Below are 20,152 nucleotides of genomic sequence, written 5' to 3'. Positions count from 1 at the left end.
CGCGGTAGTCTGGAATCTGCAGATATATCCGCCAGCGGCGCCATGCCGGCGCCACCCAGGGAGCATCATTCATGCCAAAGGTCAGTCCTGAACTGTTGTCCATCCTGCGCTGCCCCGTGACGGGTTCACCGCTGGTCCAAGAGGGCGATGAGTTGGTTTCCACCGATGCCGCTGCGGACGGCGAAAAGCTCCGCTACTCCATTGAGGACGGCATCCCGCTCCTCCTGCCTCCGGAACTGCTGGCCGCGGCCAACGCGGCAACCTCAAGCCAGCATGATTCCAAGGCCTGACGCGCTTTCTTTCATCAAATCCGCACGGTACCCCTAAGGACTTCCATGACTTTTGACTTCAAAGTGGCTGATATCACTCTTGCGGAGGCCGGCCGCCACCAGATCCGCCTCGCTGAGCACGAAATGCCGGGCCTCATGTCGCTCCGGGCGGAGTTCGGCGCCTCGCAGCCCCTCAAGGGTGCACGTATTGCCGGGTCCCTGCACATGACGGTCCAAACCGCAGTGCTCATCGAAACCCTCACTGCCTTGGGCGCGGAAGTTCGCTGGGCGTCCTGCAATATTTTCTCCACCCAGGATGAAGCCGCTGCCGCCGTCGTCGTCGGCAAGGGCACTCCGGAAAACCCGCAGGGTGTTCCGGTTTTCGCCTGGAAGGGCGAAACCCTTGATGAGTACTGGTGGACTGCGGAGCAGATCCTCACCTGGCCTGGTGCTGACACCAATCCGGAGTTGGGTCCCAACATGATTCTCGACGACGGCGGCGACGCCACGCTGCTGCTGCACAAGGGCGTCGAATTCGAAGCCGCAGGCGCCGTACCAACCGCCACTGAGGATGATCCCGAGGAGTACGTCCTCATCCTGGACCTCCTGCGCGGGACTCTTGCCGCCGATCCGCAGAAGTGGACCCGCTTGGCCGCCCGCATCGAAGGCGTCACCGAGGAAACCACCACTGGGGTGCACCGCCTCTACCAGCTCGCCGAGCAGGGCAAGCTGCTGTTCCCGGCCATCAATGTCAACGACTCCGTCACCAAGAGCAAGTTCGATAACAAGTACGGCATCCGCCACTCCTTGCCGGACGGCATCAACAGGGCCACGGATGTCCTGATGGGTGGCAAGGTGGCGGTTGTGTGCGGCTATGGCGACGTCGGCAAGGGCGCCGCTGAAGCGCTGCGTGGCCAGGGCTCCCGGGTCATCGTCACTGAAATTGATCCCATCTGTGCTCTGCAGGCCGCTATGGACGGCTACCAGGTTGCCAGGCTGGAGACGGTGCTCGCCCAGGGTGACATCTTCATCACCACCACAGGCAACAAGGACGTCATCATGGCCGAGCACATGCTCGGCATGAAGAACAAGGCGATTGTTGGCAACATCGGCCATTTCGACAACGAGATCGACATCGCCGGGCTTGCCAGGATTCCGGGCGTCAAGAAGGTTGAGATCAAGCCGCAGGTCCACGAGTGGGTCTTCGAAGCCGGGACGGATTCCGAACGGTCCATCATTGTGCTGTCCGAAGGCAGGCTGCTCAACCTGGGCAACGCCACGGGCCACCCGTCGTTCGTGATGAGCAACTCGTTCGCCAACCAGACCATTGCGCAGATCGAGCTCTGGACCAAGAAAGACCAGCCCGCCGGTGAGCGCGAGTACCGGAACCAGGTTTACGTCCTTCCCAAGATCCTTGACGAGAAGGTTGCGCGCCTCCACTTGGATGCTTTGGGCGTGGAGCTGACGGAGCTGAGCAAAGACCAGGCGGACTATCTGGACCTGGATGTTGCGGGTCCCTACAAGCCTGAGCACTACCGCTACTAGCCTGCACAGTCCGCCCCTGCGGTACCCAAATCGATGGCGAAAGGCCGGACACGCAACCAGCGTGGCCGGCCTTTCCGGTAGAATTGGGTGTTCGGTAATGCTTGCGGGGGACAGGATGACGGGAACCATGACGGAAGTCGCCAAACGTAAAAAGGGCAAGATCCTTGCCATCATTGGAGTCTGCGCAGCTATTGTCGTGGGTGGAATTGGCGTGGTCACGGTGCCGGGCCTACTGGCAGGTTCTACGCAGGATGGGGCCGTCGCGCCGTCGCCGACTCCCACTGTGGAAGCCAAACCCGTGGAGCTGGGCATTACCCCGCTGGATGGCGCTGTTGAGTGGAACCCTGTTGTGGGTCCCCAGATCAAAGCAGTCAACGGGAAGCTGAAGGACGTCGTTCTGGCGCCGGTGGGCGGTGGGGCGCCTGTGCAAGGCAAGACCAGCCCTGACGGCAGCACCTGGACCACTCTGGAAGTCCTGAAGTTCAAAACCCAATACAGCTACTCCTTCACCGTTGTGGATACGGCGGGGAAAGAAACTAAGAAGTCCCAAACCTTCACCACGGTTTCCGCCGCCTACGAGGCTGATGCTTCCATCTACCCCCGCCACGGCACCACGGCCGGCTCCGGTCAGCCCATTGAAATCAACTTCAGTGAGCCCGTTGTAGACAAGGCGGCAATGGAGAAGCGGGTGGCCATCACCGTTTCCTCCGGCCAGCCTGTTGCCTGGCACTGGTATTCCGATAAGAAGGTCAGGATCCGACCGGAGGCTTTCTGGGCGTCCGGCACCACCGTCACCGTGGATATGAAGCTTTTGGGCGTGGATTTCGGGAACAACATGATCGGCAACGCTGACGTGGTCTCAACGTTCACCACCGGCCCGCAGCGTGTGGCCGTGGTTGACGACAAAACCAAGACCATGAACGTTTACTCCGACGGCCAGTTGGTTCACACTGCTCCTGTGTCCTTGGGCGGGGAAGACTGGCTTTCGCCCACCGGGTACGCGGTGATCATGGAGCAGGAACGCCACTCGAACTTCAACGCAGGGACCATCGGCCTGAAGCCCGGCGACAAAGGCTACTACCCGCCCCTCGTCGTGGAATATGCCAACAGGCTCACGTGGTCCGGCGTATACGTACACCAGGCCCTCGAAGCCGCATGGAGCTCCATTGGGGTGGCTAACGTCTCGCACGGCTGTGTGGGCCTCTTACCGGCGGATGCTGAGTGGTTCTTCAACAACATGAAGACCGGTGACGTTGTCCAGATCCTGAACACCGGCGCACCGGCAGTGGAACCACTGGAGGGCTTCGGCGACTGGAACATTCCGTGGGCGAGCTACGCCCAGCGGTAGTCCTGCTGTTAAGATCGTTGCAGTGATTATTTCCTGCGCGCTTTGACCCATTTCTCCAGCGCTGACTTCTCGTCGGCCCTGCTCTTTGTGCTGCCCTCCAAGGTGATTCCGGGTGTCCCTCACGGGAACCCGACAACGGGTTCCCCGGCTTCTTCCACCGGACCCCTTCCCATCACTTGGAGCACGCATGACCATTTCACCTACGCTCAGCCCCGACTGCGGCAATTGCTTTGCCCTTTGCTGCACCGCGCTCGGATTCGCCCGATCGGCTGACTTCGCCATCGACAAACCTGCCGCTTCGCCGTGCCCGAACATGGCGGACGACTTTTCCTGCACCATCCACCAACGCTTACGGCCTAGAGGCTTCCGCGGTTGCACGGTATTTGATTGTTTCGGCGCCGGCCAATTGGTGTCCCAACGCACCTTCTCCGGTACTAGTTGGACGCAGGACCCTTCGTCCAGGTCCGCGATGTTCGCCGTGTTCAAAGTAGTCAGGCAACTCCATGAGATGCTCTGGTACCTGGCCGAGGCCCGGCAACGGACTTTCGATCCTGAGCTCGCATCCGCAGCGGACCACCTTTCAGAGCGAATAGCAGCCGCCGCACAAGGCGATGCGTCCACGGTCCTGGCCACCGACGTCGAAAGCCTGCATGGAGAAGTCCGCACGCTCCTGATCGAGGTCAGTGAAGAACAGCGTGCCTCCTACGGCGCCGAGGACAAGCCAACGCTCGACGGCGGCCTGCAACCAGGGGCGGACCTGATAGGGGTCAACCTTGCGAACCGGCGCCTCTGCGGATCAGACCTCCGCGGCGCCTACCTGATCGGAACCGACCTAAAGAAGTCCGACCTCACAGCCGTGGACCTCCTGGGAGCAGATCTTCGCGGAGCACAACTCCACGGAGCCGACCTCTCCAGCGCGCTCTACCTGACCCAACCCCAAATCAACGCGGCCGACGGCGACCCCCAGACCCTCCTACCCCCACGACTCACAAGACCGGCTCACTGGTGGTAGCCCAGATCTGACGAAGACGGTCGGTCGGCGTCCGGCAGCCTGCGTCTAAGCGAGGTACGAGCGAGCAGGCAGAGGACGGCGGCCGTCCGGCGTCAGCCGGTAGCGGGGCACTAACCGTTAGTGAACGGCAGCTTCCTGAGTCGTTCCCCTACGATCGCATTCCGCTGCTCCGCTTGCCGCAGTCGAGTGAGTTCGCGGTTGCGCCGCTCCCCGAGGACTGCGCCTATGTAGTCTTCGGGGATGGTGCCGGCCGGCGGGGGTGGGGCGACGTACCTTGCGAGTTCTGATGCGAGGGAGGCCGCCATGTTGACGCGCGAGGCCGGTGCCATGAGGTAGGCCTGCTGCACGAAGGTTCCAGCGCGGCGAGCGGTGGAATCCGGTACCCTGCCGATATCTGCCATGGCGACCCATGCTTGCAGGTGGTGCGGTGCTACGGGCATGATCCGGGGCGTTGAAGGTACGCGCTGCCGGAGCGAGTAGGTGCCGGCAACGATGTCGCCGAGGCGCTTGGACTTGTCGTTGAACAGTGCCACGCCGATTGCGAGGCCTCCGAAGGTCATGTAAATCTCCAGGAATCCGAGGAGCCCGCGGATGAGGGCGTGCCGGAAACGGATGGAGCCGCCGTCGTCGCGCACTATGCGTAGTCCTGTTGCGAGCTTTCCCAAGGACCGCCCGCGTGTCAGGGTCTCCACGGTGACGGGGACGATGACCACTGAGAAGACGACGCTGCTGAGGACCAAGGCCTGAATGGCGGCGTCGTCGAGATCCCGGGAGGCCGCCGTTATCAGGATGATCAGGAGTATCGCGAGGATGACTTGGGAGATGACGTCCAGAATGAGCCCCAGCGCACGCGCGGCGAAGGATGCCGGGCGAAGCTCGAGGACCACTGCCTCGCCTGTGATGATTGAACTCATGCCCGCCCCCATATTTGGCCAACGCAGCGGGAGCCCTGCGTGCCCGCACCAACGAGTCTAGCCGCGGGGCCGACGCCATGGTGGATACAGGCGTTAGGGTGGTGGCGTGGACATCGATGCCTTCTCGGCCGTACATGGGGACAAATGGTCGCGGCTTCACTTCCTGGCGCATAAGCGCAGGCTTACGGGTGCCGAAGCGGACGAACTTCTGCGCTTGTACCAAACGGTGTCCGGACACCTGTCCCTGATCCGTTCTGTGGCACCGGAGACGGGATTGTCGGCATCCTTGTCTGCGGCGTTGGCCCAGGCACGGACGAGGTTCACGGGGGCCCGCTCGAATTTCATGGAGGACCTCGCACGGTTTTTCGTCATTTCCCTCCCTGCGGCGTTCTACCGGATCCGGTGGTTGACCATGTGGTGCGGGCTTGCCTTTGTCCTGGTGGCGGGTGCCTATGCCCTGTGGATCGGCACCTCACCGGAGGCGCTGAGGGCCGTGGCGTCCAGCGATGCCAAGGTGCAGCAGTATGTGGAGGAAGACTTCATCGACTACTACTCCGAGAATCCTGCGGCCTCGTTCGCCGGCGCAGTGTGGACGAACAACGCCTGGATCTCCGCCCAGGCTGTGGCCTTTGGCATTACCGGATTCTGGGTGCCCTTCATCTTGTTCATGAACGCGCAGGGGCTGGGAATCGCGGCGGGACTCTTCCTGGCAACAGGAAAGATGGACATTTTCTTCAGTTACATCCTTCCGCATGGCTTCATGGAACTCACTGCCGTGTTTATTGCCTGCGCGGCGGGGCTCAAGATTTTTTGGGCCATGGTGCGGCCGGGCCCGAGGACCAGGCTGCAGGCTGTGGCTGATGAAGGCCGTTCGCTGATCACGATTGCCCTGGGGTTGGTGCTTGTCCTGCTTATTTCGGGCATTGTTGAAGGCTTTGTGACACCGAGCCCGCTGCCCGTTTGGGCCAAGATCACCATCGGTGCGCTGGTTTTGGCCGGCTACTGGGTCTACACCTTGGTGCTCGGTGGCAAGGCAGTCCGGGCAGGCGTCACAGGAGATATGGACGCCAACGACGCCGGTTATCGCAGCATCGCTGCATAGACCTTACAGTTGCGTTTCAATCTGGTCGCAGCCGGGGTGGCACCGCGTGTCTCTGTAAGGGCGGACGGTAGGCTCGAATGCAGACAAGAGAGCCGGCAGCAAGCAATCGCCGGTGGATGCCTACGGAAGTGAACCCGCTGTGAGCGACAAGAGCCCAAAACCACAAGAACCGGACACTGACGTCCATGAGGACCCCAATGAACCGGCCTTCGACTGGATGAAGCCGAAAACGTCCAGTGGTGCTTCTGTGGCTACTCCTGCAGCCAACGCCGAAGCCACGCCGTCGGCCGCAAAGCCGCCGGTCACTCCGAGCACCGCGACGCCAGCCAACGGCCAGCCCGAGAGCCGCGCGGACCGGAAAGCTGCTGAGGCAGCCGATACAGGGACTGAAACCCCGTTGTTCGCCGACACACTCGCCGGTGCTTCCACCGCCCAGCAGCCTTCGCACTACTCGGAACCTTTGCCGACGTCGGCTCTTCAGATTCGTCCGCCGGACGATGAAGTGGCGCGACGAAACGCAGAACGCGAGCAGGCAGCAAAGGTGAAGCCGATCGGCCCGCGGATTTTCCAAGTGCTGTTGGCCGTCTTCTACCCCGTCATCTTTCTGGTGCTCGCCGTCCGGGCAGTCACCAGTCCGTTGTTCCTCTGGGTGGAGTACAACCGCCCGGGTTTCCCCGGGGACGGGTACGGTTTCAGCACTGATGACCGCATGACATACGGCTCGTACGCTGTGGATTACCTCAGTAACTGGGCTGGCCCGCGCTACTTGGGCGGCCTGGTCAACCAGGACGGAGAGAGACTCTTCACCGACAGCGAGGTCTCGCATATGGCCGACGTGAAGCTGGTCATTCTGTCCTCCTTTGGTGCAGGGCTGTTGCTCATTATCCTCAGCGTCATCGCCATCCTGTATCTGCGTAAGCGGAGCACTGGCGGGATCCGCCGAGGTCTCTTCGCCGGTTCTGTCGTCACGCTGGTCATCATCATTGGTCTCGCCGTTTTGGCCACCCTGAGCTGGCAACAGTTCTTCACTGAGTTCCACCGCATCTTCTTCGCCAATGGAACGTGGACATTCGCGCTGGAAGACACCCTTATCCGGCTCTTCCCGGGGCAGTTCTGGATCGACGCGGGCATCGTCATCGGGGCCTTGGTGCTGCTCGCAGCGACGGTGACGTTCATCCTCACGTGGCCTACCAAGCGACGTCGTGGACTTGCGACGTCACAGGCGGACGAGGACCGCGAGGAATCTGACGAGACACCTCCTACGGCTGACGATGTCGAAAGCCTTCGCAAGGAACCGACAGGTGTAACGCGCTAGCAGGTACGTCACGACCTGGGCTGGACCTGCGGTGGCCCAGCCCAGGTGGAGGACTTACTTCTGGTAAATCTTTTCCACAGCCGCTGAAAAGTCGCTGAGCACCGTGGCCCGCTTGAGCTTGAGCGACGGCGTCAGGTGTCCGGACTCGACGCTGAGCTCCGCTGTGATGAACGCGAACTTCTTAATCGACTCGGCAGCTGAAACGAGATTGTTGGCCTGGTCCACTGCCGACTGAACGGCCGCCATCACGCGGTGGTCCGCAGCGGCCTCGTCGGGGGACATGGCACCGATCTTGTTCTCGGCGCACCAGTCCTCGAGCCCTTCGGGGTCCAAGCCCACCAGTGCCGCGACGAACGGCCGGCCATCGCCCACAACCACTGCCTGACCCACCAAGGGGTGTTCGCGGAGCTTCTCCTCCAAGGGTGCCGGTGCCACGTTCTTTCCAGCGGCCGTAACCAGGAGGTCCTTCTTTCGGCCGGTGATGGTCAGGAAGCCGTCGGCGTCGAGCTCGCCGAGATCGCCCGTCCGGAAGAAGCCGTCAACAAAGGCGGCCTGGTTGGCCTCTTCATCGGCGTGGTAGCCCTTGAAGACACCGATGCCCTTGACCAGCACCTCGCCGTCATGCGCCACCCTGATGGTGGTTCCGGGAAGGGGAATCCCTACGGTACCGATGCGGGACATGCTGGGTGTGTTGACGGTGCAGGGCGCCGTGGTCTCCGTCAGGCCATAGCCCTCAAGAACGGGTACGCCCGCGCCGTGGAAGAAGTGGTTGTCCCGGAGGCTGAGGGGACTGGCGCCGGAAACGGTGTAACCCACATCGCCGCCGAAGATCTCCCGCACCCTGGGATAGAGGAGCTTATTGAACGTGGAGTGCTTCAGGCCCAGAAGCCAACCCGGACCCGGCCCCTCGCCGCGGGCGGCGAGGTCCACCGCCGTCGAATATTCCACCGCGGTGGCCGAAGCTGCCGAGAAGAGAGCGGACTTGCCGCTCATGGCCGCTTTGTGGCTGGCGCCGGCGTAGACCTTCTCGAAAATGCGGGGCACAGCGAGCAGGAAGGTGGGCTTGAAGGATCCAAGGTCCGCCATGAGTCCGCTGGCGCCGGCACTGTGTCCCAGTGTGATGCCGGCTGTGAGGCAAACAACCTGGACTGCCCTGGCGAGGACGTGCGCCAGGGGCAGGAACATCAGCGTCCGTGCGCCTTGCTGCATGAGCAGCTCGGGGAGGAACGGGATGACGTTTCGCGCCACGAGGACAAAGTTGCCATGGGTGATTTCGCAGCCCTTGGGCTTGCCTGTGGTTCCGGAGGTATAAACGATGGAGGCGACGCTGGCCAGGTTCGCGGCGCTGCGCTGGCGCTCCAGTTCGGCGTCGCTGATGCCGATCCCGACGGCGGACACGCTGGTCAGGTTGGGCGCGTCGCCGTCGTGCTCCATCCGGATGATGGTCACGGGATCCTCGCCCAGGGCCGGGGATTGTTCCACCAGGGCATGCACGAGGCTGGCTTTCGCGGTGTCCTCCACAAAGATGCGCCGGGCTCCGGAATCGGCGAGGATCCATTCGATCTGGCTTGCCGACGACGTCTCATAGATGGGTACGGTGACGCCGCCCGACATCCAAATGGCGAAATCCACCAGCGTCCATTCAAAGCTTGAGCGGGAAAGCACAGCCACGGGATCGCCAGGGTTGAGCCCACCTGCGATCAGCCCCTTCGCCAGGGCAGTGACGTCGGCAAGGAACCTGGCCGCAGAGACGTTCAGCCAACCGTTCGCCGTCTTGTGCGCGTACAGGTTTCCGAACGGATCCTTGTGGCAGCGTTCCAAGAGGAGGTCCGTCACGTTGGTGTTCGGGTCCGCCTCGACCAGAAGCTCCGTGCTTGCTTCCCTCACTGCTTGCCTCCTCCTAGATCCACGATGGCATCCACATTCTCATCCGCCACTCCTGGTAGGTGATGACTTCCGCCGTGAGCACAGGATAGAAGAATGCTGTTGCCAGTACTGCCAACACCAGGACGAGAACCACGATGTAGAGCCCGGATCGTCGCCGCCAGGCGGGGTCGCTGCTGCGTCCCAATACCAACCCCAACACATACGTCAGGCCCAGGACCAGGAACGGTTCGAAGGACACAGCATAGAAGATGAACATGGTGCGTTCCGGGTACATGAACCACGGAAGATAGCCGGCGGCCACTCCGGCAAGGATGGCACCAGCACGCCAGTCGCGGCGGCCGGCCCACCAGAAGAGCAGGATGACCAAGGCGATGGTTCCACCCCACCACACCACCGGATTCCCGACCGGCAGGATGGCCGAGGAACACGTTTCAACAACACAGCCAGGGGTGCCCTGTTTGGGGGACTGGTAGAAGAACGAGGTGGGACGGCCCATGATGAGCCACGTCCACGGGCTCGACTCATAAGGATGGTCGGAGCTGAGGCCTTGATGGAATTTGTAGGCTTCAAGATGGTAATGCGCCAGGGACCGTACGGAGTTGGGCAACCAATCCCAGCCCGGAGCCGGGTTGGTGGCAGCCCATTGGCGGTAGTAGGCGTCCTTCGAGAGAAACCAGCCCGTCCAGGTGGCCACGTAGGTGACGGCGGCAATCGGAATGATGGTCACGAAGGCGGGCAGGCCGTCCTTGATGATGCCGGCGCTGAACCAGCTCCGTATGCCTGCGATTCGCCGGGCGTTCAGGTCCCACAGCACGGTCATCAGCCCGAAGGCGGCCACGAAGAACAGCGCTGACCATTTGGTACCCACCGCCAGGCCGAGGCAGAGGGCCGCAACCAACCGCCACCACCGCATGCCGAGCCAAGGGCCTGCAACCAGTTGGGTGGGTGTGGGCCGGCCTCCCGGCGAAGCAGCCGCTTGCGCGGCGAGCCGGGAAGCCAGACGACGGCGGCCGTCGTCGCGGTCCATCAACAAGGCGCCGAAAGCCGCCAGGATCCAGAGGGCCAGGAAGACGTCAAGCAGCGAAGTACGGGAGAGCGCAAGATGGTGGCCGTCAATGGCCAGCAGGAGTCCGGCAACGGCGCCGAGGGTGTGTGAGCGGAACAGCTTCAGGGCGATGAGGGAAACGAGGAAGACCGTCAGCGTGCCCGCCAATGCCGCGCTGAAGCGCCAGCCGAAGGGGTTATCGCCGCCGAAGAGCCACATCCCGAAGGCAATCATCCACTTGCCGACCGGTGGGTGGACCACATACTCCGGAGTGCTGAGGAGGATGTCAGGGTTCCCGGCATTGAAGGAATCGTTGGCGTTGGCCGGCCAACTGCGTTCGTAGCCGCTCACCACATAGGAGTAAGCATCCTTGACGTAATATGTTTCGTCGAAAACCAGGCTGTGCGGGGCGTCAAGGCGGAAGAATCGGAGAATGCCGCCCAGGATTGCCGTGATGGTGGGGATCAGCCAGAACCACAGACGCAAGGAGGCCGGGTAGTCGCGCCAGCTTTGGACTCCGCCGATCAGACGTTCCTTCAATGCGCGGGCTGTGTAGGCCTCGGACGGCCGGGCGATCCAACGGTGCCCTTCCAACCCGCGGCCGGGCACAGGCCCTCCGGTGCTGTCATTCAAGGGCGCCGTCCAACGGCGCTGTGACTCGCCTGCGGGTTTCGGTGTATCCGGCTGCCCGCTGCTTCCCTCCGCAGTTGTGTCTCCGGGTTCCGGGGTCGCCGGGGACGCCACCGGGGATCCGGAAGCGGTAGCAGGAACGGGCGACTGGTTCACCCGCCCATGCTACCTTTCCATCCTTGCTGTATCCCTGAACCCCGCGGCTGCATCCTTGAACCCCGCGCGGCATTAGGCTTGGCAGGTGGACGAACAACGCAGCACCCCGGACGAGACGCCTATCAACGACGACCTGGATGAGTCAGCTTCGGCTGCCGGTTCCAGCGCAACTCCCGGCGTTGGCAGGATTGTGCTTGCCGCAACACCCATCGGCAACGTGGGCGACGCTTCCGCGCGATTGGTTGAACTCCTTGCCACCTCGGACATCGTGGCCGCAGAGGACACCCGGCGTTTGCACCGGCTGGTAACGGCGCTGGGCGTCGAGGTCACCGGACGCGTCATCAGCTACCACGAGCACAATGAAGTAGCCAAGACCGGTGAGCTACTGGACCACGTGCGCGCCGGTAAGAGCATCCTGATGGTCAGCGACGCCGGAATGCCGGCAGTTTCGGACCCCGGATTCCGTCTGGTGGAGGGAGCCGTTGCTGCCGGACTGACAGTCACGGCCGTTCCGGGCCCCTCCGCGGTGCTGACGGCGCTGGCGCTGTCCGGCTTGCCCACCGACCGCTTCTGCTTTGAAGGCTTCCTGCCGCGGAAGTCGGGGGATCGGAACTCACGTCTCGCCGACCTCGCCGACGAACGCCGCACCATGGTCTTCTTCGAGGCGCCGCACCGGCTTGAGGTCATGTTGCGTGCACTGCATGAGCGCTTCGGGGCGGATCGTCGAGTCGCTGTGTGTCGTGAGCTGACCAAGACTTATGAAGAAGTCATCCGTGGCACGCTGCGTGAACTGCTGGAGTGGGCGGAGAACAACGAGGTCCGCGGCGAAATCGCAGTGGTGGTGGGCGGTGCACCCGAGCAGGAACCCGGCAAGCCTGAGGACCACGTTGCTGCGGTGAACGAACTCATTTCCCAGGGCATCCGCTTGAAGGAGGCTGTTGCTGCAGTGGCCGACGATGCCCGCGTCAGCAAGCGGGAGCTCTATTCGGCGGTTCTCGCAGCGCGCTGACACACGCTGTGCAGCTGCACAAATTGGCGAGCACGTGGCAGTGCGTGAAGGCGTAGACACTGCTTCTCGCGGGGAAGTACCGTGGCAGTAATTCAAGCCACTTCCGGCAACGAACCCCAGTGGTGCAATTCTCCAATGCACCCAAGACGAAGGAGTCGCCATGACTGTCACGGTTGAACGCGAAAGCGAACTGCTGGCTTCCGTTCCTACCGGCCTGCTGATCAACGGTCAGTGGCGCCCGGCCGGATCCGGAAAGACCTTTGATGTTGAGGACCCCGCCACGGGCAAAGTCCTGCTCAGCATCTCGGACGCCGGTGCTGAAGACGGCGCTGCTGCACTCGATGCCGCTGCTGCAGCCCAAGCCGATTGGGCCCGCACAGCCCCGCGCGAACGCGGTGAAATCCTGCGCCGTGCTTTCGAGCTGGTCACCGAGCGTGCCGAAGACTTCGCACTGCTGATGACCCTCGAGATGGGCAAGCCCTTGGCCGAAGCCCGCGGTGAAGTGACCTACGGTGCCGAGTTCCTGCGCTGGTTCTCCGAGGAAGCCGTCCGCGTATCGGGCCGTTACTCTGCAGCCCCGGATGGCAAGAACCGCCTCCTGGTGCAGAAGAAGCCGGTGGGTCCCTGCCTGCTGATCACCCCGTGGAACTTCCCGCTGGCCATGGCCACCCGCAAGGTAGCCCCCGCGGTCGCGGCTGGTTGCACCATGGTGCTCAAGCCCGCAAACCTGACCCCGCTGACCAGCCTGCTCTTCGCGCAGGTCATGCAGGAAGCCGGCCTGCCCGCCGGTGTCCTCAACGTCATCCAGACCTCCACCGCGGGCGCCGTCACGGGCCCGCTGATCAAGGATGACCGTCTCCGCAAGATCTCCTTCACCGGCTCCACCCCGGTGGGCCAGGCCCTGATCCGTGAAGCCGCGGACAAGGTCCTGCGCACCTCCATGGAACTGGGCGGCAACGCCCCGTTCGTGGTCTTCGAGGACGCCGACCTGGACAAGGCCGTTGAAGGCGCCATCGCCGCCAAGATGCGCAACATGGGCGAGGCCTGCACCGCAGCGAACCGCTTCATTGTGCACGAGTCCATCGCCGATTCCTTCGCGGAGAAGTTCGCCGCCAAGATCGGTGCGCTGACCACCGCCCGCGGCACTGAACCCGAGTCCAAGGTGGGCCCCCTGATCGACGGCAAGGCCCGCGATGGCGTGCACGCCCTCGTCTCCGAAGCCGTAGCAGGAGGTGCCACTGCCGTCACCGGTGGTGCCGCCGTCGACGGCCCCGGTTACTTCTACCAGCCGACCGTACTGAAGAACGTTGCAGCTGACGCCCGCATCCTGCAGGAAGAAATCTTCGGACCGGTCGCGCCGATCATTACCTTCTCCACCGAAGACGACGCCGTTCGCCTGGCCAACAACACCGAATACGGCCTGGTTGCCTACGTCTTCACCAAGGACCTCAACCGGGGCTTGCGCATCAGCGAACGCATCGAGACCGGCATGCTCGGCCTCAACGCAGGAGTCATCTCCAACGCTGCTGCCCCGTTCGGTGGCGTCAAGCAGTCCGGCCTGGGCCGCGAAGGCGGTTCCGAAGGCATCGAAGAGTACCTGTACACCCAGTACGTAGGTATCGCGGACCCTTACGCCGACTAGGCCGCACAGGATCCGGTCCACCGCTCTCGCAACAAGAACGGTCGACACACGCAGGGGCCCGGCCCCGGAACCACGAGTTCCGGCGTCGGGCCCCTTGCTGTCTGTACCTGCACCTAGCGACGCTGGGGGAGCAGGCCCCTGAGCCTGTGCCACCACCGGCCAACCGCCCGGCCCATGGCTTTGCCGAGCCTTCCAACAGCCCGGAACGGCGCGCCGAGCGCATGGACCCAGCGCTGCATCATCGACGGCGGCAGCCAGTCAGCGCGGAAGCGCACCAACCAGCGGGCATTGTTTCGCAACGCCTCACGTACGACGGCGATGCGGCCCGCCGCTGCCGGTGCCGGGGCCGCTGTGCGACCGTAGCGCTGCCGCTCGAAGTCCGAGGTGAGGCTAGCGACTGCTGCGTGTGCAGCGTCGTCGAGTCCACCGGTGCCACCAAGCGCGGTGCTGGAGCGCAGCCGGGCGGAAAAATGCCTCGGCGTCTCACTGGGCGTTGACGGCACGCCGTAGTCGGTAGCGAGGTCCTGCAACTCCGCCCATGCCAGTTCAGGGGCAGGATCCTTGAACCCGGCGATGCCGGTTTCATCCGGAGGTTTTTGGTTCAGCCGGCGTCGCCGGAGGACTGTCCTGCTCAGCCTCGGCGACCACAGGAATCCGGCGAGCAGCAACACCCCGGCCGCGGCGGCGCCGATCGCTGGGAGCGGGTTCGTGGTGGCCGAACCTCCAACAGGAGTCTCCGCCCCGGGGATCGGGAGGGGCGCAGCTGCCGGCGGGGCTGGGGTGGTGAGGACCTCTTTCTCATCGGCGTTGGTGCTGAGATTTCCCGGAACCGAGGATTCCGTGGCGTACTCGGGAACGACGCCCCGCGACGGCGTGGGCTCGAAGGGGACCCATCCGAGGCCCTCAAAGTACAGTTCAGGCCATGCATGAGCATCGCGGGCGTCAACCTCGTACTCGGGGAAGGAACCCTGACCGACCAATGCCACCGACTCGCCCGTGAGGCGCCCTGGCGCATAGCCAACGGCGATCCGGCTCGGGATGCCTTCAGCCCGCGCCATGACAGCCATCGCCGAGGAGAAATGAACACAGTAACCGCTCTTCACTGCGAGGAAATCAGCCAGGACCGAGAGGCCGTTCCCGTCGTAGCCGTTCTGCACGGGAGCTTGCAGGGAGTAAGTGAACTCGCCGGAACGCAGGTACTTCTGGAGAGCCAGCGCCTTGGCGTAGTTGCTGCCCGCAGAGGCAGTGACGGTATCGGCAGTTTGCCGCACGATGTCTGGAAGGTTGCCTGGAATCCTCAGGAAGTCCTCTGCAATACCCCGCGGGAGGGCAGTGGCTTGGGACAGGGACTGCGCTGTGATTTGGGGGGCTTCGGAGAAAACGACGTAACGTTGCGCGCGCGTGGTCGTCTCCGTGCTCATGATGCTCAAAGTGGCTGGGTCCCATGTCCAGCGTCCGTTGAGGCCGTTCACGGAGGCCGGAGCAAACGGGGCGGGGAGGTAGGGGCTGGTAAACAGGCCCGCGTTGACCGATGTCACCGCGTTGACCACCTCGCCCTGGACGGCATATCCCGTCTCGATCCTGTCCGCACCTATGCGGCGCTCGGCGGCGCGATCGTCCGGTGCCCAGGTTTCGCCGTCGAAGTGGTCAATGGTGACCGACCTCAAATACAGGGGAGCGCTGGCGCTGGTGGCGTACGTGATGCGACCCGAACCGGTAGGACTCCGGAGGCTGTTGCCCAGGGTGATCATGGGATTGAGTCCGTTGGATGTGCCCCACGGGCTTAACCGTGAGCCCTGCGGAAAGGTGCCGGTCTCGAAGCCTGGAATCACCAAGGTGACGGTCATGGTTAATGCCAGCGCCAAGCCTCCAGTAACCACCGAGCGCTTGAACTGGCCGGCGCCGCGCCCCGAACCGGACTGGAGCCTGGCATCAGGGGCGAACCAGTGGCTGCACCCGAGAATGAGCAGGTAGCCCACTGCCGCGCCGATGAATCCGGCTGCTCCCACGCTCTGGGGCTTGATGGTGGCCGGGACCACCATGACCGCCAGGAGACCAATACCGCTGGCCGCAGGCATTGACAGTGGAACGGCCAGCGCGTCGATCAATATGACCAGGAGGCCCAGGCAGGCGCACATGACGAAGACGATCCCGGCGTTGGGTGCCACAGGCGCGCTTTCGGACACCACCGTCTCGGCGGCCCGTTTTATGTGGCGTCCGACGGCGGTGAAGGTTCCGGTGGTGGGGATGAACCCCGCCAGGCTTTCCTGGCGGCAGAAGATGAAGCTGAGCACACCAGCGAGTGATGCAAAGGAGCCCAAAGTGGCAATCAGCGGCTGGGCGCGGAGTGCCCGGAGGACGGCAAGCGTTAACGCAACCACGACCACCGTGGTGATCAGGGGCATGAACCAGGCCCAGCCCCTGAGGACACCGTTCAGGGACAGCGCAGCGCCAAGGACGGCCACCACCACTGACCCTGCCATGGCCCACGGATACGGGCCGGCTCCCGGGATCTGCGCCCCGGAGGGCTTACCCGCTGCGGGCGTGCCGGCCGCGCCACCCGGTTGGGCCGGCGCGCTGGGCGAGCCACGGTGGGATGTAGCGGTCATCGGGGCACCGCCGCTCCACGCCGGACATCCATGGCTGCGTCGGCGGCCGCTACGATGCCGCCCTCATCGAACGCTGACCAGGCAGCCGTCAACTGGGTCTTTGAGGTGACTGCGGCTGCTCTCCAACCTGCGAGACGCAAGACCTCCAGTACTTCCTCGTTGTTCCGTGAGGCATCGGTCATCACCAAAGCGAAGGCGTTGGCGCCATACCCGGCCGCTGGAGCTAATGTCCTTGCCTCGGCAAGCGTCAGGTTTCCCACCAAGGCAAGCAAGGGACCGCGCAAACGATGCGCTGAGAGTTTGTCCATCAGCCGGTCATTAAAAGGCGAATCAACATTTTCCGCGCCGGCCAATCCAGGGGAGCCCTCTTTGTGTTCGGCGCCGTGCTCTGTCCGATGGTGCTCCACCCTGGCGTGCCTGGGGCCGCTCAGCTCCACGGCTGCCAGGCCCTCGGCGATGGCCTGAAGGCCGCCCACGCCGGCAAACTCCTCCGCGTCCGGGTCCGGCGCCGACCTCGAACGGTGGAACGCCGGGCTGCCGAATGAGTCAAGGAGCCGCAACGAATAATTTCGTTCCGCCAAGTGAGCGGTCATGGACATCGCTGCCGTGACCATCCACTCAAAGTTGGTACTGGTGACCAGATCCGAATCTTCGTCGTGGCTCCCGAAGACAGAACCGGTGCCGGAGGCGAAGGCGGTGAATCTCTGGTCAAGGATGAGGGTCGCCTCCGGTGTGGTCACCGACTCCTCCTGTCGCACCATGAGCTGGCCATGGCGGGCAGTCGCTGCCCAGTGAACGCGGCGCATGGGATCACCATGCCTGTACTCACGGGTCATGATGTCATCGTCGCTCGGGTTGGCCCGGATGCGGGTCGCCGTCACGCCGTCGTTGCCGCGCGCACCGGCGAGGCCCGTTACGGGAAGTTCGACGGCGGCAGGCGTCACGGTGAGGACGTCGCCGTCGTCAATTGAATGCCGCCGCAGCGATAAACCGAAGGGGTCACTGAACTCTGCGGTGACCGGACCAATGCGGAACTGTCCCCGCTTGCCAGAGCGCAGGTGATATTCGTAGCGGCTGGTGCCACCGGAGGCTGAACGGGCCGGGAAACGGAAAGCCGGGGGTTCCCCGAAGCGGGGAGGCAATTGCTCCTCCATGATGACGTGCCCCGTGGAATGCGACGATCGCGCAACGGCAAGGCGAACGGTGGTGGTGCTGGAGGTCTCCACCGTGGACGGATTGAACTCCCGGTAAACCTGGAACTTGGGTTTGAGCACCCGGACGCCGGCGAGCGCGACCAACGGCAGGAGGAACAACAGAACGGCCAAAGTCAGGAGATCGCGTCTGCCCATGACGTAAGCACACCCCAGCGCGACTGCGCCGGCTGCTAAGAGCCCCCAGCCGCGGTTGGTGAATAAGTGCTTGGGAAGCCGATCCATGAACGCCATTCCGGCATGCCTCCTAAACGCTGTGCCTGTCCCTGCGCCACGCACCCGGCGGTTCCTGGGTAACGGGCAGGGAAGCGAAAATGCCCCGGAGAATGGTCTGCGGCGTATCTCCCGAACTTGCAGCCTTGCGGTCCAGGATGATGCGGTGGGCGAGCACCGACTCGGCTACGTCCACCACGTCATCCGGGAGGACAAAATCGCGGCCATCCAAGGCTGCCGTGGCCTTGGCCGCACGCAGCAGCTGCAGCAGGGACCGCGGGCTGGCGCCGAGACGGAGCCGGGCACTGTCGCGGGTCGCCCGTCCGATGGCCACGGTGTATTCCTTGATGGCCGTGGAGACGTACACATGCTGGACGGTGGCGATCATGGCAGCCACATCGGCGGCAGTCACCACTGGAGTTACCTTGGTCAAGGGCGAGGATGCCTGATGTGTCTCCAGCATCTCGATCTCGGCATCCTTGTCCGGGTAGCCCATGGAGATCCTGGCCATGAAACGGTCGCGTTGTGCTTCGGGTAGCGGGTAGGTGCCTTCCATTTCGATGGGATTCTGTGTAGCCACCACCATGAAGGGCAATCCCAGCTGGTATGAGTGTCCGTCCACAGTCACCTGGTGCTCCTCCATGCATTCGAGGAGCGCGGACTGGGTTTTGGCCGAAGCGCGGTTGATTTCGTCGCCAATCACGATGTTCGCGAACACGGCGCCGGGGCGGAACTCGAACTGCCGCGACGACTGGTTGTAGATGGACACCCCAGTGACATCAGATGGCAGCAGGTCCGGGGTGAACTGGATACGAGAGACTGTGCAGTCCACGGTCCGTGCCAGCGTCTTTGCCAGCAGGGTCTTCCCAACACCCGGGACGTCCTCCAGCAGCAGGTGGCCTTGGGCGAGGAGGACCGTGAGGGCGAGCTTTGCGGCATCGGCTTTTCCATCAATGACCTTGTTGATGGAGCCCAGGATGCGCTCGCTCGCTTCGTGGAACCGTTCCGCGTCCATAAGCTGCGGCCTATGCCCGTTGAGCCCCGCACCGTCCCGGGGCAGAGCTGCGTAAGCCTCGCCCTGAACAGGGGATGGTTCAACGGTGACTTGTCGCTTGGACTCCATGGATTGCCCTTCAGCCGTGGCCTCGGCAGCAGCTGTCTTCAATGAGCGCTGCTGGTGTTGGCCGCTTGTCCGTTCCAGACTACCCAGACATTGGCCTGCGCTAACATAGTGCTCCGGAATTTATGTGCCACATGGAATTTACCGTGCGCTGCTCCTCTGTTGCGCAAGGAGGACCGCGGTCCGAATAAGGTGGGAGCATGTGCAATTCCCTCGCCCCTGCTCCTTACAGGGCGCCATCCGACGCAGAAGAAGAAAAAGATTCGCGCCGGGAGTACCCGCCAGCGCCAGAGCCCCTCCCCGTGCCGGTCATGGACAACCACACCCACCTGGACTTCAGGCACGGTTTGATCGAAGTCTCGGTCCGCGACGCGATGGACTCGGCCGGGGCCGTTGGTGTGCAGGGAGCCGTGCAGGTGGGCTGCGACCTTGAATCATCGCGCTTCACAGTGCAGGCGGTGGAAGCGGATTCCCGGCTGCTCGGAGCCGTTGCAATTCACCCCAACAATGCCCCTGTGTATGCGGGCCGCGGTGAGCTGGAAACTGCGCTCGCCGAGATCGAAGAATTGGCCGCCCACCCTCGCATCCGCGCGATCGGCGAGACGGGCTTGGACTTTTTCCGGACCCACGGCGAAGGGCTGGCACACCAGCGCTACTCCTTCCGGCGCCACATCGACATCGCCAAGCGGCTCGGGCTGACACTGCAGATCCACGACCGTGATGCCCATGACGACGTGGTGCAAGTGCTGCGCGAGGAAGGCGCCCCGGAACGCGTGGTGTTTCATTGTTTTTCCGGAGATGAGGAACTCGCCCGGATCTGTAACGAGAACGGCTGGTACATGTCGTTCGCCGGCACCATGACGTTCAAGAACGCCGGGAACCTCCGCGCAGCCCTGGCTATCGCGGAACCAGCCAGGATCTTGGTGGAAACCGATTCGCCGTTCCTCACGCCGCATCCCCACCGCGGGCGGCCGAATGCGAGCTACATGGTTCCATACACAGTCCGATCCATGGCGGACGTGACAGGAGATGACTTGGCCGAACTTTGTTCGCGGTTGGCCGAAAACACCCTGAATGCCTACGGTTCATGGGCCTAAGCCGCCTTTTTTGACAATGAAGCGGGCC

Annotated in this window: 15 protein-coding genes; 9 read left to right on the top strand and 6 right to left on the bottom strand. The window is 63.4% G+C overall.

Features of this window, described 5'->3' with window-relative positions:
• Positions 1–71 precede the first annotated feature (71 nt).
• The 4 genes from AC0J5Z_RS17065 to AC0J5Z_RS17050 all read left to right on the top strand — a co-directional run bounded on the left by AC0J5Z_RS17065 (position 72) and on the right by AC0J5Z_RS17050 (position 4,174).
• Positions 72–290, top strand: coding sequence for a Trm112 family protein (locus AC0J5Z_RS17065; RefSeq protein ID WP_475034530.1), 219 nt, complete (start codon positions 72–74; stop codon positions 288–290).
• Positions 291–335: 45 nt separating this feature from the next.
• Entirely contained in the window at positions 336–1,814 is a 1,479-nt protein-coding gene (gene ahcY, locus AC0J5Z_RS17060; RefSeq protein WP_475034528.1) for an adenosylhomocysteinase, read from the top strand.
• Positions 1,815–1,941: 127 nt separating this feature from the next.
• Positions 1,942–3,162, top strand: a complete 1,221-nt coding sequence (locus AC0J5Z_RS17055) for a L,D-transpeptidase (protein WP_475034525.1) — start codon at positions 1,942–1,944, stop codon at positions 3,160–3,162.
• Between the two features lie 187 nt (positions 3,163–3,349).
• A complete protein-coding gene (locus AC0J5Z_RS17050) occupies positions 3,350–4,174 on the top strand; it encodes a pentapeptide repeat-containing protein (RefSeq protein WP_475034520.1) in 825 nt (274 codons plus the stop codon).
• Between the two features lie 110 nt (positions 4,175–4,284).
• Here AC0J5Z_RS17050 and AC0J5Z_RS17045 read toward each other — a convergent pair whose 3' ends face one another.
• Positions 4,285–5,088 carry an RDD family protein gene (locus AC0J5Z_RS17045; RefSeq protein ID WP_475034517.1) on the bottom strand — a complete coding sequence of 268 codons (804 nt, stop codon included), beginning with the start codon at positions 5,086–5,088 and terminating at the stop codon, positions 4,285–4,287.
• A 106-nt stretch (positions 5,089–5,194) separates the two neighbouring features.
• On the opposite strand from AC0J5Z_RS17045, the gene AC0J5Z_RS17040 reads away from it, so the two are divergent.
• Entirely contained in the window at positions 5,195–6,190 is a 996-nt protein-coding gene (locus AC0J5Z_RS17040) for a stage II sporulation protein M (RefSeq protein ID WP_475034513.1), read from the top strand.
• Positions 6,191–6,329: 139 nt separating this feature from the next.
• Complete coding sequence (locus tag AC0J5Z_RS17035) at positions 6,330–7,505, top strand: TIGR01906 family membrane protein (RefSeq protein ID WP_475034509.1); 1,176 nt, start codon at positions 6,330–6,332, stop codon at positions 7,503–7,505.
• A gap of 54 nt (positions 7,506–7,559) precedes the next feature.
• Here AC0J5Z_RS17035 and AC0J5Z_RS17030 read toward each other — a convergent pair whose 3' ends face one another.
• Both AC0J5Z_RS17030 and AC0J5Z_RS17025 read right to left on the bottom strand, forming a co-directional pair.
• A complete protein-coding gene (locus AC0J5Z_RS17030) occupies positions 7,560–9,392 on the bottom strand; it encodes an AMP-dependent synthetase/ligase (protein ID WP_475034506.1) in 1,833 nt (610 codons plus the stop codon).
• Positions 9,393–9,405: 13 nt separating this feature from the next.
• The gene (locus AC0J5Z_RS17025) at positions 9,406–11,223 is read right to left on the bottom strand and encodes a dolichyl-phosphate-mannose--protein mannosyltransferase (RefSeq protein ID WP_475034504.1); all 1,818 of its coding nucleotides are present in this window, start codon (positions 11,221–11,223) and stop codon (positions 9,406–9,408) included.
• Between the two features lie 133 nt (positions 11,224–11,356).
• On the opposite strand from AC0J5Z_RS17025, the gene rsmI reads away from it, so the two are divergent.
• A complete protein-coding gene (rsmI, locus tag AC0J5Z_RS17020; RefSeq protein WP_475039758.1) occupies positions 11,357–12,232 on the top strand; it encodes a 16S rRNA (cytidine(1402)-2'-O)-methyltransferase in 876 nt (291 codons plus the stop codon).
• A gap of 160 nt (positions 12,233–12,392) precedes the next feature.
• Positions 12,393–13,874 (top strand): NAD-dependent succinate-semialdehyde dehydrogenase, encoded by a 1,482-nt coding sequence (locus AC0J5Z_RS17015; RefSeq protein WP_142939845.1) that lies wholly within the window; start codon positions 12,393–12,395, stop codon positions 13,872–13,874.
• Between the two features lie 113 nt (positions 13,875–13,987).
• Here AC0J5Z_RS17015 and AC0J5Z_RS17010 read toward each other — a convergent pair whose 3' ends face one another.
• The 3 genes from AC0J5Z_RS17010 to AC0J5Z_RS17000 are packed head-to-tail and all read right to left on the bottom strand — an operon-like array spanning position 13,988 to position 19,030.
• Entirely contained in the window at positions 13,988–16,483 is a 2,496-nt protein-coding gene (locus AC0J5Z_RS17010) for a transglutaminase TgpA family protein (protein ID WP_475034502.1), read from the bottom strand.
• A complete protein-coding gene (locus tag AC0J5Z_RS17005; protein ID WP_475034499.1) occupies positions 16,480–17,928 on the bottom strand; it encodes a DUF58 domain-containing protein in 1,449 nt (482 codons plus the stop codon). Before AC0J5Z_RS17005 ends, AC0J5Z_RS17010 begins: the two co-directional genes overlap by 4 nt.
• Before the next feature lie 13 nt (positions 17,929–17,941).
• Positions 17,942–19,030: an AAA family ATPase gene (locus tag AC0J5Z_RS17000; protein WP_475039755.1), complete on the bottom strand. Its 1,089-nt coding sequence runs from the start codon at positions 19,028–19,030 to the stop codon at positions 17,942–17,944.
• Positions 19,031–19,227: 197 nt separating this feature from the next.
• On the opposite strand from AC0J5Z_RS17000, the gene AC0J5Z_RS16995 reads away from it, so the two are divergent.
• Entirely contained in the window at positions 19,228–20,124 is an 897-nt protein-coding gene (locus AC0J5Z_RS16995) for a TatD family hydrolase (protein ID WP_475034496.1), read from the top strand.
• Positions 20,125–20,152 lie beyond the last annotated feature (28 nt).

The sequence above is a fragment of the Paenarthrobacter sp. TRD_SC_7 genome (assembly GCF_056156245.1).
The sequence above is the reverse complement of the archived record's forward strand: the minus strand, read 5'-3'. Positions and strand labels throughout refer to the sequence as shown.